The organism is Bacillus sp. EB01 (genome assembly GCF_000613125.1).
Classification (GTDB): domain Bacteria; phylum Bacillota; class Bacilli; order Bacillales; family Cytobacillaceae; genus Bacillus_D.
The window spans coordinates 3,151,980-3,178,550 of the sequence record NZ_HG964497.1 but is presented as its reverse complement, the minus strand read 5'-3'; the positions used below and the strand labels follow the sequence as shown (position 1 = coordinate 3,178,550).

The 26,571-nt window shown below is 35.6% G+C and carries 32 protein-coding genes and 1 riboswitch; of the genes, 24 read left to right on the top strand and 8 right to left on the bottom strand.

The features are described from left to right. Nucleotides 1-225: 225 nt before the first annotated feature. A complete protein-coding gene (locus TY16_RS14485) occupies nucleotides 226-1,065 on the bottom strand; it encodes an SMI1/KNR4 family protein (protein WP_043932580.1) in 840 nt (279 codons plus the stop codon). Between the two features lie 399 nt (nucleotides 1,066-1,464). Here TY16_RS14485 and TY16_RS26930 point away from each other — a divergent pair, with 399 nt between their 5' ends. Together TY16_RS26930 and TY16_RS14475 are read left to right on the top strand one after the other, a co-directional pair. Continuing rightward, nucleotides 1,465-1,719 carry a hypothetical protein gene (locus TY16_RS26930; protein WP_231505624.1) on the top strand — a complete coding sequence of 85 codons (255 nt, stop codon included), beginning with the start codon at nucleotides 1,465-1,467 and terminating at the stop codon, nucleotides 1,717-1,719. Between the two features lie 176 nt (nucleotides 1,720-1,895). Then, the gene (locus TY16_RS14475) at nucleotides 1,896-2,225 is read left to right on the top strand and encodes a hypothetical protein (protein ID WP_155922257.1); all 330 of its coding nucleotides are present in this window, start codon (nucleotides 1,896-1,898) and stop codon (nucleotides 2,223-2,225) included. A 209-nt stretch (nucleotides 2,226-2,434) separates the two neighbouring features. Here TY16_RS14475 and TY16_RS14470 read toward each other — a convergent pair whose 3' ends face one another. Next, on the bottom strand, nucleotides 2,435-2,794 hold the full coding sequence (locus TY16_RS14470) for a DUF2294 domain-containing protein (RefSeq protein ID WP_043932577.1): 360 nt from the start codon (nucleotides 2,792-2,794) through the stop codon (nucleotides 2,435-2,437). A gap of 156 nt (nucleotides 2,795-2,950) precedes the next feature. Next, nucleotides 2,951-3,092, top strand: a riboswitch (cyclic di-AMP (ydaO/yuaA leader). A gap of 519 nt (nucleotides 3,093-3,611) precedes the next feature. On the opposite strand from TY16_RS14470, the gene TY16_RS14465 reads away from it, so the two are divergent. The 9 genes from TY16_RS14465 to TY16_RS14435 all read left to right on the top strand — a co-directional run bounded on the left by TY16_RS14465 (nucleotide 3,612) and on the right by TY16_RS14435 (nucleotide 9,722). Then, nucleotides 3,612-4,949 carry a TrkH family potassium uptake protein gene (locus tag TY16_RS14465; protein ID WP_043932576.1) on the top strand — a complete coding sequence of 446 codons (1,338 nt, stop codon included), beginning with the start codon at nucleotides 3,612-3,614 and terminating at the stop codon, nucleotides 4,947-4,949. Nucleotides 4,950-4,982: 33 nt separating this feature from the next. After that, nucleotides 4,983-5,639 carry a potassium channel family protein gene (locus TY16_RS14460; RefSeq protein ID WP_043932575.1) on the top strand — a complete coding sequence of 219 codons (657 nt, stop codon included), beginning with the start codon at nucleotides 4,983-4,985 and terminating at the stop codon, nucleotides 5,637-5,639. Nucleotides 5,640-5,871: 232 nt separating this feature from the next. Then, a complete protein-coding gene (locus TY16_RS14455; protein ID WP_043932574.1) occupies nucleotides 5,872-6,078 on the top strand; it encodes a hypothetical protein in 207 nt (68 codons plus the stop codon). A gap of 147 nt (nucleotides 6,079-6,225) precedes the next feature. Continuing rightward, entirely contained in the window at nucleotides 6,226-6,711 is a 486-nt protein-coding gene (locus tag TY16_RS14450; RefSeq protein ID WP_043932573.1) for a GNAT family N-acetyltransferase, read from the top strand. Between the two features lie 663 nt (nucleotides 6,712-7,374). After that, on the top strand, nucleotides 7,375-8,148 hold the full coding sequence (locus tag TY16_RS14445) for a TerC family protein (protein ID WP_043932572.1): 774 nt from the start codon (nucleotides 7,375-7,377) through the stop codon (nucleotides 8,146-8,148). 214 nt (nucleotides 8,149-8,362) lie between these two features. After that, nucleotides 8,363-8,524: a hypothetical protein gene (locus TY16_RS26625; protein ID WP_197028403.1), complete on the top strand. Its 162-nt coding sequence runs from the start codon at nucleotides 8,363-8,365 to the stop codon at nucleotides 8,522-8,524. A 168-nt stretch (nucleotides 8,525-8,692) separates the two neighbouring features. Continuing rightward, on the top strand, nucleotides 8,693-8,854 hold the full coding sequence (locus tag TY16_RS26300) for a hypothetical protein (protein WP_155922256.1): 162 nt from the start codon (nucleotides 8,693-8,695) through the stop codon (nucleotides 8,852-8,854). Nucleotides 8,855-9,039: 185 nt separating this feature from the next. Then, nucleotides 9,040-9,270, top strand: coding sequence for a hypothetical protein (locus TY16_RS14440; RefSeq protein ID WP_043932571.1), 231 nt, complete (start codon nucleotides 9,040-9,042; stop codon nucleotides 9,268-9,270). Between the two features lie 227 nt (nucleotides 9,271-9,497). Then, nucleotides 9,498-9,722 (top strand): hypothetical protein, encoded by a 225-nt coding sequence (locus TY16_RS14435; RefSeq protein WP_043932570.1) that lies wholly within the window; start codon nucleotides 9,498-9,500, stop codon nucleotides 9,720-9,722. Between the two features lie 298 nt (nucleotides 9,723-10,020). Here TY16_RS14435 and pepF read toward each other — a convergent pair whose 3' ends face one another. Beyond that, entirely contained in the window at nucleotides 10,021-11,838 is a 1,818-nt protein-coding gene (gene pepF / locus TY16_RS14430; protein ID WP_043932569.1) for an oligoendopeptidase F, read from the bottom strand. A 466-nt stretch (nucleotides 11,839-12,304) separates the two neighbouring features. On the opposite strand from pepF, the gene TY16_RS14425 reads away from it, so the two are divergent. From TY16_RS14425 to TY16_RS14410, 4 genes are all read left to right on the top strand, one after another. Further along, nucleotides 12,305-12,553 (top strand): hypothetical protein, encoded by a 249-nt coding sequence (locus TY16_RS14425; protein ID WP_043932568.1) that lies wholly within the window; start codon nucleotides 12,305-12,307, stop codon nucleotides 12,551-12,553. 125 nt (nucleotides 12,554-12,678) lie between these two features. Then, complete coding sequence (locus tag TY16_RS14420) at nucleotides 12,679-13,206, top strand: hypothetical protein (protein ID WP_043932567.1); 528 nt, start codon at nucleotides 12,679-12,681, stop codon at nucleotides 13,204-13,206. A gap of 183 nt (nucleotides 13,207-13,389) precedes the next feature. After that, the gene (locus TY16_RS14415; protein WP_043934751.1) at nucleotides 13,390-13,851 is read left to right on the top strand and encodes a GyrI-like domain-containing protein; all 462 of its coding nucleotides are present in this window, start codon (nucleotides 13,390-13,392) and stop codon (nucleotides 13,849-13,851) included. Between the two features lie 623 nt (nucleotides 13,852-14,474). After that, on the top strand, nucleotides 14,475-14,912 hold the full coding sequence (locus tag TY16_RS14410) for an SMI1/KNR4 family protein (RefSeq protein WP_043932566.1): 438 nt from the start codon (nucleotides 14,475-14,477) through the stop codon (nucleotides 14,910-14,912). A gap of 238 nt (nucleotides 14,913-15,150) precedes the next feature. Here TY16_RS14410 and TY16_RS14405 read toward each other — a convergent pair whose 3' ends face one another. Further along, nucleotides 15,151-15,600, bottom strand: a complete 450-nt coding sequence (locus TY16_RS14405; protein WP_043932565.1) for an AraC family transcriptional regulator — start codon at nucleotides 15,598-15,600, stop codon at nucleotides 15,151-15,153. 253 nt (nucleotides 15,601-15,853) lie between these two features. Between TY16_RS14405 and TY16_RS14400 the strand changes: the two genes are divergently transcribed. The 3 genes from TY16_RS14400 to TY16_RS14390 all read left to right on the top strand — a co-directional run bounded on the left by TY16_RS14400 (nucleotide 15,854) and on the right by TY16_RS14390 (nucleotide 17,835). Beyond that, nucleotides 15,854-16,141: a hypothetical protein gene (locus TY16_RS14400; protein WP_052342745.1), complete on the top strand. Its 288-nt coding sequence runs from the start codon at nucleotides 15,854-15,856 to the stop codon at nucleotides 16,139-16,141. A gap of 23 nt (nucleotides 16,142-16,164) precedes the next feature. Next, a complete protein-coding gene (locus TY16_RS14395) occupies nucleotides 16,165-17,127 on the top strand; it encodes a helix-turn-helix transcriptional regulator (RefSeq protein ID WP_043932564.1) in 963 nt (320 codons plus the stop codon). 75 nt (nucleotides 17,128-17,202) lie between these two features. Continuing rightward, nucleotides 17,203-17,835 (top strand): type 1 glutamine amidotransferase family protein, encoded by a 633-nt coding sequence (locus TY16_RS14390; RefSeq protein WP_043932563.1) that lies wholly within the window; start codon nucleotides 17,203-17,205, stop codon nucleotides 17,833-17,835. Between the two features lie 263 nt (nucleotides 17,836-18,098). On the opposite strand, the gene TY16_RS14385 is transcribed toward TY16_RS14390, so the two are convergent. Continuing rightward, nucleotides 18,099-18,941: a tyrosine-type recombinase/integrase gene (locus tag TY16_RS14385; RefSeq protein WP_043932562.1), complete on the bottom strand. Its 843-nt coding sequence runs from the start codon at nucleotides 18,939-18,941 to the stop codon at nucleotides 18,099-18,101. A 219-nt stretch (nucleotides 18,942-19,160) separates the two neighbouring features. After that, the gene (locus TY16_RS14380; protein ID WP_052342744.1) at nucleotides 19,161-19,904 is read right to left on the bottom strand and encodes a YheC/YheD family protein; all 744 of its coding nucleotides are present in this window, start codon (nucleotides 19,902-19,904) and stop codon (nucleotides 19,161-19,163) included. Between the two features lie 336 nt (nucleotides 19,905-20,240). On the opposite strand from TY16_RS14380, the gene TY16_RS14375 reads away from it, so the two are divergent. From TY16_RS14375 to TY16_RS25280, 6 genes are all read left to right on the top strand, one after another. Further along, nucleotides 20,241-20,675: a hypothetical protein gene (locus TY16_RS14375; RefSeq protein ID WP_043932560.1), complete on the top strand. Its 435-nt coding sequence runs from the start codon at nucleotides 20,241-20,243 to the stop codon at nucleotides 20,673-20,675. Nucleotides 20,676-20,882: 207 nt separating this feature from the next. Continuing rightward, nucleotides 20,883-21,314: a hypothetical protein gene (locus TY16_RS14370; protein WP_043932559.1), complete on the top strand. Its 432-nt coding sequence runs from the start codon at nucleotides 20,883-20,885 to the stop codon at nucleotides 21,312-21,314. Nucleotides 21,315-21,778: 464 nt separating this feature from the next. Then, on the top strand, nucleotides 21,779-22,264 hold the full coding sequence (locus TY16_RS14365; protein WP_043932558.1) for a hypothetical protein: 486 nt from the start codon (nucleotides 21,779-21,781) through the stop codon (nucleotides 22,262-22,264). Nucleotides 22,265-22,493: 229 nt separating this feature from the next. Further along, nucleotides 22,494-22,913 (top strand): DUF3139 domain-containing protein, encoded by a 420-nt coding sequence (locus TY16_RS14360; protein ID WP_043932557.1) that lies wholly within the window; start codon nucleotides 22,494-22,496, stop codon nucleotides 22,911-22,913. A gap of 229 nt (nucleotides 22,914-23,142) precedes the next feature. Continuing rightward, nucleotides 23,143-23,667 carry a sigma-70 family RNA polymerase sigma factor gene (locus TY16_RS14355; RefSeq protein WP_043932556.1) on the top strand — a complete coding sequence of 175 codons (525 nt, stop codon included), beginning with the start codon at nucleotides 23,143-23,145 and terminating at the stop codon, nucleotides 23,665-23,667. Next, nucleotides 23,657-24,289, top strand: coding sequence for a hypothetical protein (locus tag TY16_RS25280; RefSeq protein WP_052342743.1), 633 nt, complete (start codon nucleotides 23,657-23,659; stop codon nucleotides 24,287-24,289). Before TY16_RS14355 ends, TY16_RS25280 begins: the two co-directional genes overlap by 11 nt. A 263-nt stretch (nucleotides 24,290-24,552) precedes the next feature. Here TY16_RS25280 and TY16_RS14345 read toward each other — a convergent pair whose 3' ends face one another. Then, on the bottom strand, nucleotides 24,553-25,653 hold the full coding sequence (locus TY16_RS14345) for an iron-containing alcohol dehydrogenase family protein (RefSeq protein ID WP_043932555.1): 1,101 nt from the start codon (nucleotides 25,651-25,653) through the stop codon (nucleotides 24,553-24,555). A 77-nt stretch (nucleotides 25,654-25,730) separates the two neighbouring features. After that, nucleotides 25,731-26,564 (bottom strand): MetQ/NlpA family ABC transporter substrate-binding protein, encoded by an 834-nt coding sequence (locus TY16_RS14340; protein WP_043932554.1) that lies wholly within the window; start codon nucleotides 26,562-26,564, stop codon nucleotides 25,731-25,733. Between the last annotated feature and the right edge of the window lie 7 nt (nucleotides 26,565-26,571).

Genomic DNA, 26,571 nt, shown 5'->3' with positions numbered 1-26,571 from the left:
ATGCCCCCTACAGTTGGTGTTTTATGTCCAACCTTAGGGGGCATATTTTTGAGAGTAGCTAAACGGATAACCAAAGTGTTCGGTGCAACTCACCCTCAGAATAACATCAAAAGATTGCGGTCACAGCGTCTATGTATAAGTTCTTGTATGTATCTTTTTCAACGTAAATCTACAATATACCTACGAAAGAGCTACACCCGTTCGTAAAGGATAAATCAGGCTATATCATATTATACCTCTCGAAAACCTATGTACTTCATCATTTAGGTTCATGGATTCCATTAAATCAATGATTAGGTTAAACATATTCTCTTCAAAGTCTGTTCTAACCACATAAATTACATCACGGATAAATGCAAGCTTTACAATGCTGTTACTCTCATTTAAATAATCTTTCATTCTGTTTAATTCGTGATCATCTAATGGTTTATTAAAATCAAATTGATAGTTTGTGCAGCTATTAGTCTGTTCCTTACCTCCTACTATTCCCAACCCATCCAATGTAGTAGTGAATATGAAATGAGCCCGTTTTTCCTGTACCCACTGTAAGTAAGATCCGATTTCTATGTTTTGTGTTGCGTATTTCTCCTTAAAACGTTCTGTAACCTTCCTGCGCTTTTCTTTCCAAGCAGAGGGGGTATCTTTAACAAACTCTGTGATAACTTGCTGGATTTGGCTCTCATCAGGATTTGCCCAAAAACTCTCTAACATTTCAGCATGTGGAACAGAAGATACTAAATTCAAGAAATCCTTTATGTTATTTGCTATATATCTAATTGGTGGATCGTTAGTGGGGCTTACACAGACTATGGATGCTTCTTTTATGCTAGGTACTTGCCCAAAATCAGTCAAAAAACCAAAATAAATACCATCACCTCCAGTGGTTGCAAAAGGGATTAGATCTGGAGGCGAAATTTGGTCGAAATAATCATCAAGGCAAGGTTGAAGCCCTATTATATTTAGTGACAAATCTATGTCGTTAAGCTCTCTTTCAAGTTCATAAAGCTTATAAATTTCTTCAGGTATCTCATATGAACCATAGATTCCTTTAAAACTATTGTCCATTTCACATTACACTCCTCAAAATAACTTTATACAAACTTCATTCGCTTTCTATTTCTTATTTACCTTTAACAGAAATTTGACCTCTTGAACTTACCACCAAATTTTGGACGACTCTTCTTCAACCTAAGAGTGCAAGATCCAGGAAGGTATCCGCACTTTTTTATAGAATTCTTTATTAAACATAGTTGAATTAGAATTCGGAAATATTTGTATTAAATAAATCACCCTTATGTTATAATTAGTGTAAATTTACACAATATGAGTTTTTGGAACGTAGGGGGATTCAATTTGAAAAAAATAGGCATTGGCATCTTTTTAGTTATTTTATACTGTTTTCCGTTTGTACACTTTTCGATGAAACAGGATTTTGCTAACCGTTCTATGATGGGGTATCTGATAATGATTGTGGTAACTTCCCTGCTTGCATTCCTTGCGATATATTATTGCAATTTCATTCCAATTATCATCGGAAATATGTTATCAATGATGATTTCATTTTATTTTAATGGAGGTATGTTAGATACAGAAATGTGGGAGGGTGGATACTTTAAACCATTTTCCTCTTCTCAACTAATAGTAGTAGTTAGTCTATTGAATCTAATTCCTCAGTTCATAGCAATCACTTTAGCGAAAAGGGTTCGTTCGAAGTATTAAAAAAGTATAAATTCAAAAGGAATCAGATTTCAAAAGATTTACTTAAAGGAACGGATGCGATGAATTAGGAAGGATTTCGCACCTTTTTTGCTGAATTCCTTAATGAACAAACGGGGCAGGTTAGTTGAAGAGGAATAACTTTTAAAATTGTAAATTTGCTACTTTATTATAAGAGGGTGAGACGATTGGTAGGAATTGACTTCATCATTGTTGATTCGACTAAGCGAGGTGTAAAACTTGAAGAGAAATTACACTCTTATCTTTCAAAAAGGCTGAACAATCAAGGGAACGGATATGACCTGTTACTAGGATTAGACCCGTATGGAAATAGGTTATTTACTGTTCAAGAAATAAATGAATTAATAAATATATGTGTTTCGCTGATGATCAAATACAATAAAGACGATTGGTATGAAAACAGGGTAAGGAAATTCAGTAAAAAGTTAATGGAGCTTTGTGAACTAGCATTGGAGCAAAACAACGTTATTGAGGCTATAGGAGATTAAGGTGGCAAACCAATCTTATTCAACTATCGGGTGTGTTGATCCAGCAGGATTAACGGCCTTTTTTGAATTCCCTTATTGAACAAACGGGGCAGGTTTGTTTAATAAGGATTTATGTAGTATTTTTAGGGTTTTAGTAAAAAGTGAACGAGTTGTGGAAGAAATTAATTCCACAACTCCTTACAAAGTATTTTTCCTATATATTGATTGTATTATAATTTCTCCAAATCCCTATCTAAAATAAATACTTCAATTCTTTCCCCTGTTTTGGTACTTATATCACTATGAGACGAAAGAACTTTGCAGCCAGTGAATTCCTCCACTATTTTTTCATATTCTTCGCTGTACATCTCCCTAAGCAGTTGCCGCATTTCTTTCACCAGACTTTTACCTGCTTTACAAGCGACAAGATGTTTTTCTTCCACAGTCAATACACCTTTAAATCGTGAAATAACCATATCACTTACAATGTATGTTTTTGCCTCTTGTGGCCCCCTGCCAATAAGTTCACGCTGAAATTTGATAAACGCAGCACTTATGTCAGCCTCCATCTTCTTTTTTGTATTAGGCATATTTCCTCCATTGAACCTTAGCAATTATGGAACTTATCATAAATTTGGTTTTTAGTGATGTCAACGAGTTTATAGCATTTTACAAACTAATTACAATAATATTTTTTTAACACTTTACAATTAAAGAAAACGGGAGTAGAATAACTTTTGAAATTAATCGAATATTTGCCTAATCTCATGAAAGTGTGAGAACGGAGGAACCAATCTATTTGGGGTTAATCCTGCATTTCAGGAGGGATGAATTCTCTTTCGCCATCCTACCCGTCAGCTAACTTCGTCGGCTATGCGAAGGAGGTCAAAGACCGCCTTTATTATGGAGGTTTTTTTGTTGTTTAACAGCAAAGAAACAGCCTGAAATACGCAGGTCTTTTTTATATGCGTATAAATGAAAATCATCTGGTGGACAGAATGCAAAGGGAGCCCTTTGGCTTGCTGGGCATTAAGTAGACCAATGAGTACTTTTCCAACATGGAAGTTATAGCATTGTCCTTGTAATTGTTGTTTAACAAATCAAGGAGTTCTATTTGCTACGGCTTCATTAGGGACAAGTGTTCATTGGTCTTTTTTTATTGGGCTAGAGGGATGTAACTAATTCAACCGTGGATACTAAAAGGGAAAAATAATACAGGAGGTTACTCTATGAATTCTGAAGCTGCAAACTTAATTGTAGCTGGTCGAGAAAGAGGGACACCCTATATCTTTTGCAAATATCTTGTTGTTGGATTCCAATAAAGATTGTTTCGATAATTATTTCTACTGTTTATATATACGCACGATTTCTAATGTGAAAATTTGAAAAGGATAAATGGAGGAGAGTATGAAAAAGAACAATTACTATCTTAACCCACCAAGAATACTGGTACTTGGTTTTGCAGTAGTCATTCTTATCGGGACTATATTACTTACACTGCCAATAGCAACTGTAAATAGAGAAGGTCTTCCTTTTCTTGAAGCTTTGTTCACTGCTACCTCGGCTACTTGTGTAACAGGACTTGTGGTTGTTGATACAGGGACTACTTTTACAAGGTTTGGACAAATCGTCATATTAAGCCTAATTCAAGTAGGCGGCCTTGGCTTTATGACATTCGCTACCTTTTTCTTCTTTCTACTGGGAAAAAGAATTTCACTAAAGGAACGGTTACTGCTGAAGGAGTCTTTAAATAACGTGTCAATTGAAGGAATTGTTAGATTAGTCCGAAGGGTACTGATTTTCACGATGGTCATAGAAGGAATTGGTGCTCTTCTATTATCATTTCGGTTTACATTTGATATGCCTTTAGCAAAAGCCATTTATTATGGGATTTTTCATTCAATATCAAATTTCAACAATGCCGGCTTCGACTTGATGGGCGAATTCAGGAGTTTAACTCCATATGTTGATGATCCTATTGTTACTCTAACTGTCTGTGCACTTATTACACTTGGCGGCATCGGGTTTATTGTCCTGAATGAACTATATGAATACCGATCCACACGACGGTTATCAATGCATACAAAAGTTGTATTAGTGACTAGTCTTATCCTAACAGTGGGCGGGACTATCCTAATCTTTTTACTTGAATTTAATAATGAAAAGACATTGCAGCCTCTATCATATACGGGCAAAGTACTGGCATCTCTTTTCCAGGCGGTCACCCCTAGAACGGCAGGAGCAAATACATTAAACATTCCTGACTTAACACAGTCCACTTTAATTTTGATTATTATCTTAATGTTTATTGGTGCATCTCCAGGGTCTACTGGTGGTGGTATTAAAACAACAACATTTGCCACCTTAATGGGTTCAGTATGGTCCCAGGTAAAAGGGAAGGATGATGTTGTATTTTTTGAAAGGCGTATTCTACTTGAAACGATACTAAAAGCCCTTACAGTTACAGTAAGCGGATTGTTCCTTGTTATCTCCATTACTATGCTGCTGACGATAACGGAAGGCGGCCACGATTTTATTATCTATTTATTTGAAGCAACTTCTGCTTTTGCTACGGTAGGACTTTCAATGGGGCTAACGCCAGAATTATCTCCTTTAGGCCGTATATTAATTATTTTTACTATGTTTGCAGGGAGGGTTGGCCCATTAACGGTAGCGTTTGCTATTACAATGAAGAGAAAGCCTGATCCTTTCCGTTATCCAAAAGGAAAAATTATGATTGGTTAATATTAATATTAATATTAATGGAGTGTATATAAAATGCCAAAACAAACTTATGCTGTCATTGGTCTTGGACGATTTGGAATGAGTATTGCCAAAAGATTGCATGCTGCTGACCAAGAAGTTCTTGGTCTCGATATTGATGAAGAGGTAGTAGAAGAGGCTGAAGGTAACTTAACTCATGCCGTTGTGGCGGATTCAACAGATAAACAAGCATTAGATTCGGTGGGAATTAGAAATGTCGATTGTGCTATTGTAGCCATTGGTGACGATATGGAGGCGAGTATTTTGACTACTTTGATTTTAAAGGAAGTTGGGATTAAGAAAGTAATTGCCAAAGCCTTAAATAACAATCATGGTCGTGTACTTGAAAAGATTGGTGCCGATTGGATCATATACCCAGAAAGGGACATGGGTGAGCGTGTAGCACACCAGTTACTCTCACCAAATGTTCTAAACTTTATTGAACTTTCACAGAAATACAGCATTGAAGAAATAAAAATTCCTACCACTATGTATGGTAAGAGTCTTCGTGACATGGATTTACGGGCAAAATTCAATTTGAGTGCCATAGCTATTGTTCGGGACGGAGATATTATAATTTCTCCATCTCCAGAGCAAATAATATATGGTGACGATTTATTGGTGTTGTTGGGAACAAAAAGAGATCTAAAGGAATTCGCAAATATTGATTGATAAGGCGTGATTACCCTTTTAACATAGAGTTGCTTTAATTCAAGAAGGGATTAATGCCTCTCGGACAATTATTAGATTGTGAAATATTTTACTTAAACTATCGGGTGCTTTGATCCAAGAAGGATTAAGGCCCTTTTTGTTGAATTCCTTATTAAACAAACGGGGCAGTAATCTTTAATAAAGGGATTGGTTTTTAAAAATGAATTTAATAATGGAATTGGAGATGAGAATAATGGATTTTCTAGGTTGGTATGATTGGATTACACCTACTAATCCTTTCGCTTCATTATTTTTTGGTATCATATTTACAGTCATTATTGGAATTACTGTTTGGATAGATACTAAAAAAGTTAGAACTACAACCTTAGCTATGGCAGTGGGGGTTTTTGTAACTATTTTCGGGGTGACATTATTAAATTTAATTGGATTTTATGGTTAATTGAATGAAAGAGTGCTTTGATTCGAGAAGGGTTAAGGCACCTTTTTTTGAATTCCTTATTAAGCTAAAGGGGCAATAGAGTTGAAAAAGGAATTTATACTTTTAGTCTAATTATTTTATACAGACGTATTAAAAGGAGGGCTTTATATGAATATTACCATTCGTAAGATGCACTACGAAGATACAAAACAAGTTCAAACCATAGCGAAAACAACTTGGAATGCAACATATGAGGGCATAATTCCCTTAGAAGTACAAAATAACTTCTTAAAATCAAATTACAGTGATGAAAGTATGAAACAACGTATAGAACGTTCTATTGTTTATGTTGCAGAAGTTGAGGGGAAAGTTGTCGGTTTTGCAAACTATTCCACAGTAAGGAATGGTGGAAAGGTGGAATTGGCGGCTATTTATCTTTATCCAGATTTCCAAGGTAAAGGGATAGGTACTGCTTTGATACAACAAGCGGTTAAAGAATTAAAAGGTATAAAAGAAATTTATATAAACGTCGAAAAAGATAATAAGATTGGTATGAACTTTTATGAAGCTAAAGGGTTCGAAATAGTTAAAGAGTCTGATTTAGAGTTCGATGGACATATCTTAAAACAAGTACGAATGGTAAAAAAAGTTTAATTATTAAGCTAACGGGTGCGTTGATTCAGCAGGATTGAGGCTGATTTTGTTGAATGCCTTATTTAACAAAAGGGGCAGATTAGTTGAGGAAGGAATCAGTGAGAGCAGGGTTTGTGTTGCACCAAAAGGAGACGATAATAACAATACACCAAACCTCGCTCTTCAACTTTATAGTTACCTTCATTTAAGTGAATATACACATAATAAGACCTCTTAATAAGCCAACGTAATAATCAGTCATTAGTTCACTTAATAATGATATAGTTAACTCCCCCATAATCTTTTCACATTAAGAGGAACAATTCGCGTCCCTTAATTTACTTATGAATCAAAAGGTTTTTAAAAGGGTCAGAAATCATATTATCTTCATTAACAATTCGTGTACGTACATGTACATCAACTCCAACGTATTCGATTTTTTTGTAGTAAATCATTTACTAAGACGGTTCGTTGGTCCCAAGAAGGATTAGCCGCCATTTTTGAAAATCCTTATTGAACAAACAGGGCAGGTTATTGGAAGAAGGAATATAGAGTGCTGAGAAGTAACTGAATAAATAATTTTAGCATTATTCTCTAGGATTACCTGTTGCTTAATAGGGAATTCTATCGTTAGAGAAACGAAACTTTCACATGACATATTAGTTATAGATAGGGGAGAAATAGATGGAGTCAATATGGCTAGAATATGCTTGGGCATTGTTAATTCTAATTGGATTGGAAGGGTTGTTATCGGCTGACAATGCCCTTGTATTAGCAGTTATGGCCAAGCATTTACCCGAAGAACAGAAAAGAAGAGCTATAACTTACGGAATCATTATGGCCTTTGCTTTCAGATTTGCTGCACTTTTTGTCATTTCATTTATTGCGAACGTCTGGCAGATTCAAGCGATAGGAGCGGCTTATCTTCTTTACCTTGGATTAAAGCATGTCATTAAGGCAAAGTTCGGGAAAGACAATAAGAATATTCATAAGGACGATGAAAAGGAAGCCGCTGGGAAAGGTTTTTGGCCTACTGTAGGGAAGATTGCATTAGCGGACCTCGCTTTTGCCATTGATTCGATTCTAGCGGCAGTTGCTATTGCCCTTGGTCTTCCAGATTCACCGCTAGACAATTTCGGTGGTATGGATGGAGGGCAGTTTATTGTTGTTCTACTTGGAGGTATTGCTGGCCTTGTCTTGATTAAGTTTGCAGCAACCTGGTTTGTGCAGCTTCTTCAAAAACGTCCAGCATTGGAAACAACAGCCTATGCCATTGTTGCCTGGGTCGGTGTCAAATTGGCTGTAGTTACCCTTGCTCATGAAGATATTGGTGTTTTAAATCATTATTTTCCTCACAGTACCGCCTGGACTCTGATCTTTTATGGAGTATTAGTCGGTATTGCCTTAATCGGATGGTTTGCACCTGGAAATAAGTCATTGCAACAAGATAGATCCTAAAATAACAAGGCAATTTTTAATTTTCGGCAAATTTTTCCTTTTAGGTGGTAGCGGTAAATTAATTCAGGAGGATTAACTAACATATTTTTGAAGTTATTGTATTAACCTGGGGAGAAAAGGTAATAAGGGTTTTTATGATAATTATCACATTTTATCCACAGACATATCACTGTATTGGAAATAAAATGGTTTTAAAAGCGATGGATGTGATAATATGATGGAAAACCTTCCTGTAATATATCAAGGAAAAGAATACTTTTTAGTCGTTCAATACGCATCTGGATTTTGTGAAGTGATTGAAAAAGGGGATTTATCCAACAAAGTTGAACTAGTCCATTTTACCGAGCTTAGATATAATGGCAGAACCGTTAAGTAATTTACGTTTGCTCCTGATACCATTTTTAATAGAAATCTTATTATAGGCATTTAATCTAATAGGGATTAATGCCTCTTTTTTTGAACTCTTTATTTAACAAACGGGGCAGGATAGTTTTATAAAATTATTGGTCTTTATGGTAAAAAGTATATAGGAGAGGTGTTAAAAATGAGAAGATTAATAATTGCTTCTATTGCTCATTTGACAACAGGAATTGGTGTTTATCATACATTTTTTGGTGGTTTCGAGCTTTATGGTATGCTCATTTTAATGATTGGTTTATTAGGTATTCTCTCTGATATTTTTTATAAAAAGTTGAACACAGAATGAGTTTTAAATTTTAAATTTTTTTCTCGACAAACGGGTGCTTTGATCCAGGAAGGATTAAGGCACCTTTTTGTTGAATTCCTTCTTGTGCTAAAGGGGCAGGTTTATTTAAGAAGGAAGTTAAAGGATTGGCATTAAAGTATATATTCATATAATGGTTATAGGAGAAGAATTAAAGGAGGGCAAATATGGACTTCTATTGGGTTGGTTTTATTTTTTGGTTATTGATTGGAGCTTCAATGCTATTATTTTTATGGGGTTTAAAGAAAAAATCTTGGAAATCATTATTTGTTAGTGGAATTGTACTAATACTACCCTCACTCTATTTCTTAGGTGCAGAAAATTGGTTTAGGATACTTGCTTTTTTACCTCTGATTTCTTTTCTTCTCGCCTATTACTCAAGAAAAAGTGTTATGTAATTATTCAAGTTCTTATTGTACTTAGGGGGTGCTTTGTTCCAAATAAGCATTAAAGCACCTTTTTGTTGAATTCCTTATTAAACAAACGGGGCAGGTTAGTTTAACAAAGTTTGTTCCTACAATATAAATTCTTGGTCAAAAGTGGTTTCAGCGAAACTTAATTTGGGTATAAGAATTTAATGCAAGTGGTTGGACACTAACTTAAGCATCTATTAGGAGGCAGCCCTATGGCTAATTTGTTGGGAAATCTTAAAGCCTCTTTAGAGCAAACCAAGGAACGTTTAAACCTTCTCAACGAACTTGGTGTTGAAGCATTAAACATTCTTTATCCAGGACTAAACTATGGTGGAATGCTTTATTATCAGCTTATAGATTCTCTACCCAAAGAAATCGAACAATTAGAGATGAGAATAAAGGAATTAGAGCAACAGATGTCATTTAAAGTTTTGTAAATTAAACTAACAGTGCTTTGATCTAGAATGGATTAAGGCACTTTTTGTTGAATTCCTTATTAAACAAACGGGGCAGATTAGTTGAAGAAGGAATAAACTTACATTTATCGAATTAAATTAATAAGTCAATTAATCATAAAGGAGAAAATATGAAGATTTGAGGGAGAGGTTCTACAAGTTAATGAAAATAGTGTAACAACTCCCTGATATCAATACTATACGGGTCAAGGAATTTACGTTAACGATTAAAAAGAGGCCAGGCACCCTCCTATTGGAGATGGCGCCTGGCCCCTAATCATTAGCTTAGGATTTGTTCGATTTCGTTTAGTGCTTGTTCGAAGGCTTTGCAGGCATTGTCGACTGGTTCCGGACTGGTCATGTCGACGCCGGCTTTTTTGAGTACCTCAATTGGGTAGTCGGAGCTACCGGCTTTCAGAAAGTCGATGTAGCGGTTGACTGCCGGCTGTCCTTCTTCAAGGATTTGCCTGCTTAATGCGGTTGCTGCGCTGTAGCCTGTCGCATATTGGTAAACATAGTAGTTGTGATAGAAATGCGGAATTCTTGACCACTCGAGGCCGATTTCTTCATCAATGGTAATATCCTGGCCGCCGAAGTATTTTTTGTTCAGCTCATAATAATCCTTGGTCAAAGAATCTGCCGTAAGTGTTTCGTTGTTCTGGGACTTCTTGTGGATTTGGTGCTCGAACTCCGCGAACATCGTCTGGCGGAATACAGTCGCCCTGAATCCTTCAAGGAAGTGATTGAGCAAGTACAGACGCTTTTGCTCGTCATCAATTGTTTTTAGCAGGTAATCATTCAAAAGCGCTTCATTGCAGGTTGATGCGACTTCGGCAACGAAAACGCTGAAATTGGCATACGGATATGGCTGGGTTTTATTTGTATAATATCTATGGACCGAGTGTCCGAATTCATGGGCAAGCGTAAACAGGTTGTGCACATTGTTTTGCCAGTTCATCAGGATATACGGATTCGTACGGTAAGCACCCGAAGAATACGCCCCGCTCCGCTTCCCTCTGTTTTCGTGGACGTCGACCCATCGGTTATCAAAGCCCTCTTTCAGGATGTTCTGATACTCCTCACCAAGCGGTGCAAGGCCCTTCAACACGAGGTCGCGGGCTTCATCGTACGAAATCTCCATCTTGACATCCTTCACAAGCGGAGTATACAAATCATACATATGAAGCTCGTTGACGCCAAGCACTTTTTTGCGAAGCTTTACATAACGGTGCAGCAAATGCAAATTGTTACTGATTGAATGAACAAGATTGTCATAGACGGTTTCCGGGATATTGTTCGCGGCCAGCGCGGCTTGACGGGCAGAATCGTAGTTGCGGACACGGGCATTGAAGTTGTCCTTCTTCACCTGGCCGCTAAGTGTGCTCGCAAATGTGTTCCTGAAATTTCCGTACGTATCAAAAACTGACTTGAACGCGTCATGGCGCACCCTTGCATCCGCGCTCTCAAGGAATCTAGAGTAGCGGCCATGGGTCACTTCGACCTCTTCCCCGTTTTCATCCTTAATTGGTGGGAACTCCAGGTCCGCGTTATTCAGCATACCGAACGTGTTTGATGACGCAGCCATCACTTCACCGGCTTCAGCCAGGAGCGCCTCCTTTTCAGCGGATAAAATATGCGGGCGTTGGAGGTTGATTTCTTCTAGGGCATGCTCGTACAGCTTAAGCTCAGGTTTTTCCTCCAAAAATCCTTTGATTTTTTGCTCATCAATTGAAAGAATTTCCGGCACGATAAAAGCAAGCTGGCTTGCCGCCTGGGAATAAAATGCCTTCATTCTGCCATCCATTCCTTGATAAAAGGAATTTCCGGTATCTTGGTCGTACCTCAGGTGGGAATACGTATACAAACTGCCAATCCGATCAAGGAGCTGGTCGTGTTCCTGCAAAGCGGTGTAAAGGCTATCTGCGCTTTCACCGAGTTTTCCGCGATGGGCGCTTACTCCTGGAATAAGCTCTTTCACTTCCTGGAATTCCTTCTCCCAGTCATCATCGGACGCAAAGAGATCTTCAAGGCGCCACGTTTCCTCAACCGGAACCTCGCTTCTTGCAGGTAATTTTTTTACTGCAGTTTCATTCGACATATTGATCCTCCTTTCTAGCTATCGTTTTACGAAGCAATACCATTAATAGTATTCTTCTTTCTTTTTGAAAATTCCTTCATTCCGTTAAACTGTCGATTTTCCCTATTTAGGAAAATCTACATAAAATGCTTCGGCTCCAGTCATCTGTTCTGCCACAGTTTCAGGAAGATACAGTTTCTTTTTACCAGCAAATGTTCCATATTCCATTGGAGAAAGAATTCTGCATCCCGCAAGCAATTAGAGGTATTCAGACGCGGCATTATGCAGGGATAGGTCTGCATTCTTTCACTACATATTTTTCTAAAGGGGACGAAATTAATGAACGAATAAAACACAGTAAAAGACCTATCTTTATTAAACAAACGGGGCAGGTTAGTTGAAGAAGGAATTGTTATTTTTTGGTCGAATATGTTATTAAAATATATGCAGATTTGGATTATTAATTATCTAAAAGGGAGTGGATATAATGTTATTGAAGTTTCTAAATTTAGGCTTTATAGTATTATTTCCTTTATTTTTAATAATCTTATCTTTTGGTTTATATATTAGTATTTCAATTCCAGAGGATTTAAGTCCGCAAAGATTATGGGTATTTATTACACCCATAGTTGCACTTGTAGGATACCTTTTACAATTTAAATGGAAAGTAATTGGTTTTGTGGTTATCTTATTTTCTTTAGTTTACCATCTATTCTTATTAGAATTTTTAGTTTAAAAAGGCTTTCTACGGGTGGGTTTATCCAGAAGGATTGACCGCCTTTTTTGTTGATTTCCTTATTAAACAAACGGGGCAGGTTAGTAAAATAATTAGGGAGGTGCGTTCCAATAAATCCAAAGAAATTGTTTATAGCATTCATATGTCTTGTAGGAATAGTTGGCTTAGCAGCTTGGTATTCCATTCCAAAAGGTATCAATCAGGAATTTGATGGATTCGTGTACGGAGTTGGAGGGAAAAGCAATCAAATAAATGAAAAGGTTACAATAACAATTAAAGGGAGTTACCATAAAAAAATATTTAACCAAGACCGTTTTAAAGGAACCATTGATATAAAAGGTGATGTGCCAAAAGATATAATAATTGATAATAAGGAAGTTGAAGTTGTTTTTTTGGGAAACAACGGTACATTATCCTTCAGGGATTATTCCCACCCAACTGATCGTAACACCTATGGCAATCTCTATATAAATAATGATTTTAGCGAACTAACTATTATCGTTTATGATCTTGTTGAATCTGGAAGCGATAATGCTACTTACGAGTGGGATCCTGAAGGCGGGCTATTAATATCCGGACCAGCAACAACTAGAAAAGAAGCAATAAGCATATCAAACAAATTAAATGGGGACTTACTAAAGCCACTAGAATAAAAGCAAATTTATATAAGTTTATCTCAGAAATCGGGTGCTTTGTTCCAAAACGGATTAAGGAACCTTGATGTTGAATTCCTCATTAAGCTAATGGGGCAGGATTGTTGAAGAGGTGTTTATGAATTATTTGTAGAAAATATAAATTATTTTATAGGAGGGGGAATTAGAGTGTCAGAAAAAACAATGCAAAATAAGACTATTAAAGAACTTGATGAATTAAGGTTAGTAGGTTTTCGAGTTTTGTGTTCTGGTAAACAATATTTAATTGAAATACCAAAAGCGTCATTAAGATTGAGCGAGCGTATAAGCGAAATTAAACAGGTTGTTAATCCAATTGAACAATTTGGTGCATTTGTTGTGGAAAATGAAACTTCTGATGAAGATGGCTATTGGGTTTGTGTTGAAGTAAAAGAGTACGAGGATATTCCAACTGATATGGTAACTCTAACCATACCACCTCAAAGATATGCTGTTATGAGACATAAAGGTTCAAATTATAAAATAATGGATGCATATAATGACTTGCACAAGTGGATTGAAGATAACAACTATGTAAGGCTAAAAAATAAATGGCATATAGAAAGGTTTTATGATTGGAAGGATACCGAAAAAGTAGATGTAGAGTTGTTAGACACGATTAAGTAAAATCTATTCAGCTAAAATGATTGGTTAGGGGCGGTATATACAAGGTTACCGTACTTTTTTGTTGAATTCCTTATTAAACAAACGGGGCAGGTTAGTTGAAGAAGAATAAGCTATAATTTAGATATTACTCAAGGAGTGATTGACCTTCATTTTAATTGCAATTAACGGAGGGGATTTTAAGACTTGCTGACATTAATATTCGATGCATCCAAAAAAATACAATATATTGCTTCTTCCGAATGATAATTCATTTGGATTCTCTCCCTAAAAATAAACACAGAGCAATACTGTTTTTTACCTTGGCTTTATCCTATTGGATTTATAGCTGTATTTAAAATCCTTGCTAACTACCAATAAAGAAAAAGTATCTTTTTATCACTTTAATCACTTCAAAGGTATTTGGTCAATAATCAAGATAGTATTAAACTACTTATTTTATGAGTGTTTGTGAATAGTTGTACTTAAACTATGGGGTGCGTTGATCCAAGAAGGATTGAGGCACCTTTTTCTAGAATTCTTAATTATACAAACGGGGCAGGTTTGTTGAAGAAGAAGGAGTTTCTTGACTAGTAGATGAATATATAAAAACATATTCATTTAATACCAAAGGGAGAAATCATTTTATGTGGAAAGAATTTGTCACTTCTATTTCTAAAGAATATCAACTTAAAGAACCAGCAACCAAATTTGAAATTGATCAAATAATTAAAGAATTAAATGTTGAATTACCCAAAGAATTAGCCGATTTATTTAGTGAAACAAATGGTGTATTCGACAATTGGAATTGCCCCTTAATTTGGTCAACTTCTCAAATCGTAAAGGACAACCTATTTTTTAGAAACTATGAAGATTATGAAGATATATATATGCCGTTTGATAATCTTTTCTTTTTCTCAGATGCAGGTAATGGAGATTTATTTTGCTACTCGATAACGAAAAAAGGGACAATTGAAAAAAACGATATATATGTTTGGAATCATGAAGATGATAGTCGGACTTGGGTAGCGGCTTCTTTAAAACATTTTATTAAAGGCTGGATTAAAGGTGAGATTAGCGTTTAGTTGGTCTGATAATAAAATCGTTTAAAATAAAAAATTATAATGGGTTCAGTAATAACATATGAGCTGCCAAATGGCAGCTTCTCTAATTTAACTAAAGGGGCAGGTTTCTTCAATAACTGTTACGTTTTTTCTATATGAACAAGTTAATAAGAGAAGAGCAAGAGGCTAGCCATCTAAAGCAACTTGTTCTTCTCAATCTATTTTGTTAATAAATAATCCATCAAACAATTTAAGGCTATTATGGTTTAACAGGAACACATATTTCGCAATAAGGATTGCTAATCATATCACCAATGTATTTTTCCATAATGGGCTTGTTATCTATTTTATATCCATTATGTTGTAGTGATTGAAATACATCAGAATATGCTTTTTGAATATCATCTGGTGTATGTTTAACTTCGTAAATAAGATACTTTCCACCAGAAAGTTCCCCTTCAAGAACTAAATCATCAACTTGATAATCATTTGGAATTACAATGCAAGCATCAAATCTACAGTTGTCAGGAAGCGTTGATTCTGGGTTATCTTGTGGAATTGCAAATAGAATTGCAGATTCAAGAAGATTTTTCTCCTTAGCCCATTTTTTTACCTTCTCCATTACTTCAATATTGGCAGGACCATATTGACCAACTCGTCGGATATAAGCAATACGATAATTTGGAAATGTTTCGACTTTAAATTTCATTAGTTTTAACTTCCTTTCTTCTTATCTAAGTATCTTTACTACATTTCGAATGTAGCACGCTTTAAAATTATATACACTTTAATTTTTAAAATTTTTGAAATTGAATAGATTAATGGATGGTTCTTATTGAACGGGGGTTTTGATCCAAGAAGGATTAAGGTACTCTTTTGTTGAATTCCTTATTGTGCTAAAGGTGCAGGATAGTTAAAGAAGTTTTTCTTTTCTGGATAGGTGCAAACTGTCGGAGGACCTTATGAATGAATTGTATAAGTTGTTAGACTTATTAATAAAAAGAGAGATTTCCATTGGATACAATGGTTTTACCATCTTTGCAAATTCACAACTAGAGAATGAACAATCAGGTTACAGAGTTGATATTGAAGAGCAATCACTAGTTGGCTCTAATAACGGAGAATGGAATGAAACTTGGTTAGTTATCGGGCAAGATGATATAGTTGGAGATCCTATTTTTAAAGAAAGCTATCGGAAAGGAACAGTTGATGAGTTATACCAAAAATCGGAAATATATAATAGAAAATAAATTTCATATAGAGGTGGAATTATATGCCTAAGATTGACAATATGTTAGCAATTCTATGGATGCTTCGTTCAGGTAAAAAAATTACTGCAAAACAAATTTCAGAAAAGTTAGAGATGAATATTAGGACTGTGTATCGTTATATTGATACAATTTCAACAAGTGGCGTACCTATAATTTCAGAACCAGGACATAACGGTGGATACACTTTATTGAACAATTTTATTGAGGCTCCTCTTTTTTTTGATTTTGAGGAGCAAACTTCACTATTTCACGCTGCTGTTTTTGCAGAAGAAGCTGGATATTATGGAGGTGAAGCACTAAATAGGGCCATTTCAAAACTAAGTAAATACTCAAATCAAGAGCAGGAAACAAAGATAAACCAACATTTAACTAGTCTTGAAGTAATAAGTCGATTAAGTTCACTCTCTATGGAACCTTTTTTGAAGGAGTTGGAGCAGGCCGTAGCTGACGGGTACTCAGTAAAAATTCTTTACCATAAAAGTGGCGAAAAGCAATTAAATTATAGATTGGTCGATCCGTACAGAATTATCTATTGGAATCATAAGTGGTATGTGATTGGATTTTGTCATCTTAGGAATGATATCCGTAGTTTTAGAGTAGATCGAATTGAAAGTCTAATGCTAACCGAAAATAAGTTTAACCTGCCAGAAAATTTTTCAGCACGTGACTTTTTTATAAAAAGTCTTCTTCCAACTATAGAAGATAAGGAAGGGATTATTTCTTTGGTTATTAATGGGGATAAAAGTGTATTGGCTGATATTTGCCAACATTGGTTTTTAGGACATTATTTACAAGAACGGACTTCAAATCAAGCAGTTTTTCTTCTTGAAAAAGATATGATACATACATATGTACCTTATTTACTTTTACCGTACAATAAATCTATTAAAGTTATTGAGCCAATAAGTCTTAAGAAAAGACTTATTGAAGTTCTGTCGGAATTAATAAAATTTTATCAAGTATGATAACTTCCCTGACGTTAACTGTCAGGGAAGTTATCTTATAATTGCTATATAAATTGTGATTGGGAGTGTTATTGGATGCAAACAAAAAAAGTTTTTCTATATGTATTTAATACAATGTCGGACTGGGAATATGGATATTTAATTGCTGAACTAAACTCAGGAAGATATTTCAAAAAAGATTTAGCACCTTTAAAAGTAACTACAGTAGGAGCTAATAAAGAAATGATTACTACTATGGGAGGACTGAGCATAAAACCAGATATTTCACTTGATGAATGTACTCTTGAGAGTAAAGATCTTTTAATTTTACCAGGAGGGACTACTTGGAGTGAAGAAATTCATCAACCTATCTTGGGAAGAATTGGCCAAACTTTAAAGCTTGGCACTATTGTTGCTGCAATTTGTGGTGCAACTGAGGCCCTTGCGAATATGGGATACTTAGATACTAGAAAGCATACAAGTAATAATTTAGAATACACTAAAATGGTATGTCCTAACTATAAAGGAGAAAAGTTCTATGAGGTGGGATCTGCGGTATCTGATGCGAATTTAGTTACTGCATCAGGAATAGCTCCTCTGGAATTTGCGATGGAAGTACTGAAAAAATTAGATGTATTTGCACCAGATACATTACATTCATGGTATAACCTAAATAAGACTCATAAACCTGAATACTACTTCCAGTTAATGAATTCAATAAATAGCTGAGCTAAAAAATCAACTTGGCAGTTTTATATTAGTTCAAATAAAAATAATCAAGTAACTGAAAAGCTCACTTTCTCTATTTTGTTTTGCAGAGAAGTTGGGCTTTTTAATTTGGAATTTCCTTATCGTTGTAAATCCGCATTTTCCTGACGCTACCCCTTATTGAAGATACGTGCAACATTCCTGAAAGAAGTTTGTGAACAAATGCACTTAAACTAATGGGTGCGAGTGTATATGAGCAACGCTTGAGGGACGTTGCTCTTTGCTTAGAAATATTTTTGATAAAATTCCTGCCTTAGCCTACCGCTTAGCTGGGCATATATTCGAGTGGTCTCACTCTTCTCGTGACCCAAAAGACTTTGTATGACTTCAACAGGGGCTCCGTTATTCAACAAATGGGTTGCATAACTGTGTCTGAGTTGATGAGGGTAAATTTCCTTATTGATGGTGGCACGAGCTGAGATTCGTTTTATGACATATCTCATTTGGGCAATACTCATCCTATGTGGCAGCCGCTCTGTTACAAATATAGCAGGGTCAGTATCCTGGCGACCATCGATATATCGCTTAAGCCAGATTTCCGCTCTAATATTAAAGTATACCTCACGTTCCTTATCCCCTTTTCCCTTAACAATTGCTGAGCGGTTGGACCAATTAATACAGTTACGTTCAAGAGAAACAATTTCGCCGATCCTGCATCCAGTTGAGAACATAAATTCAAACAAAGCTTTTTCCATCGGACTTTTGCACGCCTCTCGAAGGAGTTCTATTTCCATTTCGGTTAAGAACTTAGGTATGCGTTTTCTGACCCTGGGTTCCTTTATCTTTGATGCAGGGTTATGGTGTATATGACCTTCTTCGTGGCACCAGCGGAATAGGGATTCCATAAACCGTATCCTGTGTGCCATACTGGCTGGCTTTAGGGCCGCCGCTGAAGTATTAAGGTATTCCTTCAAATTTTCTGTGTTAAGGGTAGCTATTTCCGCATCCTTGAAATACAGAACAAGCAACTTAGCTTGAATACCATATGCTTTTATTGTATACGGTGAAAAGCCCTCAATTCGTTTATCTGTTTCATATGCCTTCCACGCTTCAGAAAGTAGTAACATATAAATTCCTCCCATTAATTAGCTTTCAAGAGGAATTATTGCCTGTTTTCTAGAAGCAAAGACTTAGGAAAAGGTTTGTTAAGCTAACGGGGCAGGATAGTTGAAGAAGAAAGAGTTTAGAGGGAATGGTTTTGTAAAATTGAAAATAAAGGTATGTTAATTCCTTTCCTTTGATATGAACGAAACTGTATAGTGGTGCCTTGGGTTGAATAGATAAAATCAATCCACTCTCCCTTTTCTGTACAGTTTAACGGTATCATACATTTCTTTGTTTTTTAGATATTGGAAAATTTTAATACTAGGTGTGAGATTCGCTTCAATTATCCCAATATGCCCATTTTGATCGAGGGCAATATCTAGACCTATATTTCGATACTTTGGATAGTATTTCTCTAGCCGAGAAGCAACCCTTAACGCTAGCCGTTCTATATCAAGTAGTAGAGTGGAAGTAATATTGCTTTTGACAGGAGAATCATCTATTGCTTCTTGAATGGGGGCAACGGTTGCGACGTTCGTAATAAAATATCCGACAGCTGCTACTTTTGCCAAATGTCCTGTTATTACCCAATTTGGACTTTCCTCCATACGTTGAACCATAATTCGCAATTCAAAAGGTCTTTCCCATTTAGTCGTTGTTGCATGAGGGATCCATTGTTGAACAATATACCTTTTCTTTGGAAGGCGAATTTTATTAATATACTCTAGAGCTTGCTCTTTATTAGGGAAAACCTTGATTTGATTTTCAAAGTGGATTTCGTACGACTTCTTCACCAATAAGGAAACCTTGATTACTCCACGCCCGAGAGATCCACGGGAAGGCTTTAAAACGACACAACGATACCGCTCTATCATTTTCCATAATGATTTATCCGTTAGAATTCTAGTATCTGGTAAATGTTTGGAAATCTCTTCATCTTTCTTCATAATATTGTATTTCTTCCATTTTCCTTTGGAAACTTTCACGACCTTCCCTCCTTTTCCCACAAACCCTTTCATTTTAAATTATTCAGAGGTTTCTAAATTTCTTGTATAATATATCCATTAAATTAAAAATGTGCTTATCCATTATTTCGACTTCCTTATTTCTATTTCAGGGTAAGGAATAGATATAATAAGAGCAAGATTAAATGTAGAGAAGTTTTAAATAAGATTGGTGATTTAAGAATATAACAGGATTAAGCCGCTCTTTTGATGCAATAACATCTTTATCGCACTAACGTGGCTGGTTAGTCCAAGAATGACTGAAGGAAATAATTGCATTGATAATGAAATTTAATTATATAGGGGGAGTGATAATAAATGAAAAAAATTATTTTAATTTTGTTTTTTATGTATATTTTAGTCGGTATATTTGGTTGTCAGCAAAACAATGAAAAGAAGATTTCTAACACCGAAAGGATAACCTTTTCTGGTGAGGCAGAATACTGGAAAGCCACGATAGTTAATGAAATTTTACAAGGCTCAGATGGATTAGATTTCACTTTGAGCATTGAGTACAAAGGTGATTTAGAAGATTTAAAAGATGTACGTCAAATAAGTTACAATTATAAATACGGTACAGAAGAAATAAAACGTTCTGAGAATACACCAGAGGGGTTGCCTACAAACAAAGCTATTGTATATGTAGACAACGAAAGGAATTATACCACTTCTATTGATAAACAGACGGTTGTCCCATTTAAAATCGAGTGGAATGATAAGATTGAAGAATTTGAATTGAAATTTAGTAAGTAATTGAACTTTAAATTAATTTATTGTACTTCTAAAAATTGATTTGATACTTTTTTGTTCCACTAATGGATACATTGGTCCAGCAGGATTAATGCCTTTTTTATTGAATTCCTTATTGAACAAACGGGGCAGGATAGTTTAATAAGTCCAAGCAATGTAAAATTTATTTTCATATATCAATATTAGAATGGTATATGAAAGGAGATTTTTATGGGAATACGTTGTGGATGTCGAGGTACAGCAACCGGTAGCTTTGGTACAGAACTTTTAGTTGATGGTCAAACATCAAATGGAAATATGATAACAAATATTAATATTTGTCCAATCTGTAATCCGAACAGTAGTTCAATATTGATTGAGTATACGAGTGTAGATGGCTCGAATGTTAATTTTACATTCAATTCAACACTTGGAGAAGTTGGTTTTCCTGAATGTGAGGGTGGTAATTCACTGAATGTAGAAGCTCAAGGAACTCTAACAGGAAATATCAGGGACGATTTTTATCTAACCCCTACTAGTGCCACTTTACAGTTATCACTAGATGATTCGACAAACGAAATGTGTATCACTCTTCTAGTGGATGAACATATTATTACAGGATGTAGAATTGGAGGACCAATAATTGAAGTAGATAATTGTTGAGTAACCAAAATGTCTACCTTAATCGCACTTCACCTTTTCCTAAATTAATTTAAGTTCTTTGCAAAGAAAAAACAAACATTATTAAGCTAACGGGTGCGATAGTTTAGGTAGTAATAAATTAAGACCGCACATTTTAGACATATCTAACATGTGCGGTCCTTTTAATATCAACTATTTCACTTGACTACCCATATATGGACGACCGTGATAATGATGGTTTGGTAGGTGAGTAAGCCCCTAGAGCTTTGAGGAAAAACAAATAAACGAAAGAACGTTTTCCTCCTTGGTATTGGTTTTTGGACCAAATTGCTATGTCGGCGATTTGGTCCTTTGGTTTTGTAAGACATATATAAACATTATTGCTTTGAGGATTTACGCTACTTTTTGTTGAATTTCTTATTAAACTAACGGGGCAGGTTAGTGGAAGAAGTTATAATGAAATACTTGGAATTTAGGGGGAAGTAATGAAAAAGTATTACATTTTACTGATTGTTGTTCTTTTAGTTGTTTGTGTTGTTATAGTATATTTCTTTAATTCACTTTCTGCTGAGAAGGTTTTTCCAGATGCAAAAAACATAGAAAAAATTTATATTGATGGTTTAAGAGGAGATGATGGCGAGTATTATTCATATGAAAATACCGCAATAAAGGATTCTAATGAACTTAAAAGGCTTTCGGACATACTTAATGAGGTCGAATACACAAGAATCCCAAAATCGGTTGATATATTAAATCCCTATCAATTTATTGGCTTAACTGTTTTTTATAGGACAAACACAGATGAAATTGGGTATTTTAAAATTGAGGTGAATGAAAATGGCTATTTAATAGTCTACACCCTCGAAAAAAGGAAATATAAAATTGCTAATAGTCAAGGGCCGGAAGCATTTAATCAAATTAAACAATTTGTAGACGATTCAAAAATTGATGTAAAAGATAACAATCAATAAAAAAACGAACGGGTGCCTTGATTCAGGAAGGATCAAGGCACCTTTTTGTTGAATTCCTTATTAAGCTAACGGGGCAGGTTAGTTGAAGAAAGGTTTGAAATTCAGCAAGGAAAATAATAAAAATTCTTAGAGCCAAGAGAATAGGTTGACATTTTTTGAAACTATGGAAATTAATGGTGACAAAGAGATGGAGGAGGTGTAAAATTACACTAAAAGGGAGTTGGTTTAGTTGTTAAAGAAAACAATTATTGTTGGAATTGTAACTGGTTTTTTTGTATTGGCTCCTCTGGCAGGATTTTATATCTTGAACTATGTTAATCCGATTTATGAATATATTGCAAAAAGATATGTTCCTGAATATTTAAATAAACAAGGATATGGTGATGTTGAAATTAGTGATGCCCATTACATAGAACCAAAACATCGAATAAACAATGATTATTATCACGGTCATTATTCTGTTGTTTTCAAGGATGAACCATTTATGTATTATTATTATGGAGTGTCAAAAAAAGGGAAAAAAGTGGTGCAGTTTTGTGAAAGACATTGGGACGGACCAACGAATCACAGTATGATTGATTATTTTGATAAAAATAACCCATCAAAACATCTGGAAGAGGATTGCGTGAATTCCCTAGATAACAGATAGAAATACTGCTGGAACGATTGTTATGTTGAACCAGGAAGCATTTACACCCTTATTGGGAGGTCCTTATAGTGCTAACGGGGCAGGTTAGTTGAAGAAGGAAGAACAAAAGGAAAGATATAACTTTGTGGGAATCATTCTGTAAAATTACAGGATGATTTTTTTAAGTAATGAAAGCCAAACGATATTATTGTCCGTCTAATAGATGAAAGAAAGTTAAGGAGGTGGCCGATTGTTAAATTTAATCAAAAAAGCACAAAAAGGAAATGATAAAGCATTTTTGACCTTATTTCAGCAATATGAACAAGATATTTATCGAACAGCATTTGTATATGTGAAAAATCAAAGCGATGCACTTGATGTTGTTCAAGAGACAGCATATCGTTCATTTAAATCAATTAAGAACCTCAAGGAACCTAAATATTTTAAAACTTGGTTAATAAGAATTGCTATTAGTTGTGCTATTGATTTACTTCGAAAGAAAAAAAATGTTGTTCAATTGAAACCGGAATATGTGGATTTTATTCCCGTGGATGTCAACGAAGACATTGATTTAGAAATAACAATTAGAGAGCTAATTGAACGACTAAACGAAGATGAGAAAAGTGTAGTTATTTTAAGGTTTTACGAAGGTTTGACCATTAAAGAAGTTGCAGAAGCACTTAATATCCCCTTGGGCACGACAAAGACGACTTTATATAGAGCTTTGGGCAAACTCCGTAAAAATTTGAAAGGAGAGGGTGTTTGTGAGCAGTAAGATTAGACAAGAGATAATTAACATTGAAATACCAAAGGAATTAAGTGAAAGAAGTAAAATTGGTGTTTTAAAAGCGAAAGCAGAAATGAAGAATACAGGGCGTAGGAGGTCTTATATTATAGGACCAATCCTAGCAGCTTCGTTGGTTTTGGGGATATTTGGACCTAAGTTTTTTAATGAAAATACCCCGGAAAACCCTCTTATTAGTACGATTGAATATAGTCACGCTTTTGATGTATCTGATACCCGCAAACTTGTTGGTTGGGCTGATAATGTATTTATTGGGAAAGTGATAAAGCAGTCAGGAACTAAATCAATAGATGGAATTCCAGAAACACAGTTTAAAGTGGAAGTATCCGAAAATATCAAGGGAAGCCTAGACGAAACGGTTATTGTAAATCAACAAGGTGGTTACAGTGAAGATCAATTAATATTGGTTGAAAATGACCAACTGCTTCAAGAAGGGAAACAATATTTATTTGTCACCAAACATTTGAAAGAAGAAAATTGGAATACCTTAGTACCTGTTTATGGGGATATCAAAATAAATACAGAGGAAGAAAGGGTAAAACTTATTGAAAAATTCAGGAAGGCCATTAAGGAAGAAATACCATTCAAATAAATTAAAGATAAAATATATCAACTTCTAACAATTGGTCTAAATCCATTAAATTGAATTGGCCTTCTTCAACTAAAGGGTGCTTATCTTCAATAAAAATTTAAAACAAGGGCCCAATCAAAGGTCCTTGTTTTATTGTCATTTATCAACAAAATTATTAAACATGCATTTAAATTAAAGGATTTCTATTGGATTGAAGCACCTGGAGAAAAATCCAATAAAAATATAACTTTTAATCTATATTTTATTTAACCACAAACCTTCCTTCAATTATATAAATACTGGGTTTGTATGTAGGTTTCCAATTCTGTTATTGCCTTAGCCACTGCATCTGCAGTCATTTCACCAGCCATTACATGAATGGATTCTCCTGGAACAACCGATTTTTCAGCTACAGAGGAGATGGTTTCTTCATTTATATCTTGAACTCCTAAATCCGACAGTGACAAAGGCAATTGGAGTTTTTGATAAAAGCCGATAAGTTCTTTTATTTCTTCCCACTTATTCTCTAAAACAAGTTGAACAAGAATGCCATAAGCAACTTTTTCTCCATGTAAAGCATGATGGGTTTCCTTAAGAACAGTCAGCCCGTTATGAATTGAATGTGCGCCTGCGACTCTTCCATAATGATCGCCAAATCCGCCCACCATTCCGGCAAGCATGATGATGGTTTCTGTAACTTTAATAAAATCATCATTGAGAACGCCACTTTTTGCTGCTTGTATTGCTCCTTCGGAATGCTGAAGTAATACATCTTTGCAACGCTTAGCTGTGTAATAACAAATTTCAAGAGGAAGAGATTTGTTTGTGATGCCTGCCAGTTGAACATCCGCTTCATACCATTTGGCAAGGGTATCAGCAATGCCGGCAATCAACATATTCACCGGTGCATGAAGTAAGATTTTTGGTTCTACCAGGACAAGGCTAGGGCCGACAGGGTAGACATCAAAGCGAATAAATGTACCTTTATCATCATACACAACGCTGACAGGAGTCCAGGGTGAACAGTTGGATGGAAGGGTAGGAATTAGCACAGCCTGTGTATGGGTCACATGGCAGACGGATTTTGCCAGGTCCAATACTTTTCCGCCGCCAACACCAATCACGGCATCAAAATGTCCGTTGGTTACAATCGTTGAAATGGCCTGGATTTCAGACAGCGAATTTTCTCCATGATACTGAAAGTGTTTATACTCAACTTCTGTGAGTTCTGGCCAGAAGGGGGCTGCTGCCTGCCACGATTCCTCACCATGGACAATGAGAACTTTTTTGATACCGCGCTCCAATAATTTTGCTTCAAGCTGGTCTAAAATTCCCTCCTGTAAAATATATTCACTCGGTGCTCCATGTACAGATATCGTTTCCATTTTTGATTCTCCTCCAATTAAATAAAAATACTCTGGATAGTAATGAAGCTGACCCATAAAAGGTCAGCCTAATTACACTATTTTTTCATCCATTCAGGCTTTCCAAATCCCTTGAATTCTTCATCAATCACTTTTTCAAATTCCTCTGATTCAACTACTTCTTTAATATCTTTAGCAAGTTGGGAATCAGCATTATCCGTTTTGACTGCAACAATATTACGGTATGGATCGAGCATATTTTCTAAAGCTAATGCACTTAGTAAATTCATTTTTGCAGCTAAAGCAAAGTTTCCAGGAACTGCAGACAAATCGGCACTTTCAACCGCACGAGGGAGCTGGCCTGCTTCAATTGGCTGGAATTTCAGGTTTTTCTTGTTTTCTGTAATATCTTTTTCAGATACTTTTAGCGGATCTGCATCCTCGCTAACTTGAATCAAACCTTCTTCTTGAAGAGTATTGAAGGCACGGGCAGCATTGGTCGGATCATTCGGAATCGCTACTGTAGCACCGTCTTTCACATCATCCAATGACTTATAAGTATTAGAGTAAATGCCCATAGGAGCCGTTGGAACTGAAATCAAAGCCGTCAGGTCCATATTGTTTTCTTTTGCAAAGTTTTCAAGATAAATCGTGTGTTGGAATAGGTTTGCATCAATGTCGCCGCTATCAAGGGCATTATTCGGTTGAATATAGTCACTGAATTCTACTAATTCTACTTTATAACCTTTTTCCTCCAGTGCTGGTTTGATTGCCTTTGTTACCATATCGCTGTATGGGCCAGCTGTTGCACCGAATTTAACTTCTTTTGTTTCTCCTGCTTTGCCGCTTTCTTCACTTGCTTTGTCTGCACCGCAAGCAGCAAGAGCTGCCACTGCAATAAGTAAAATCAAACTGACTAGCCATTTCTTCATGTTGTGA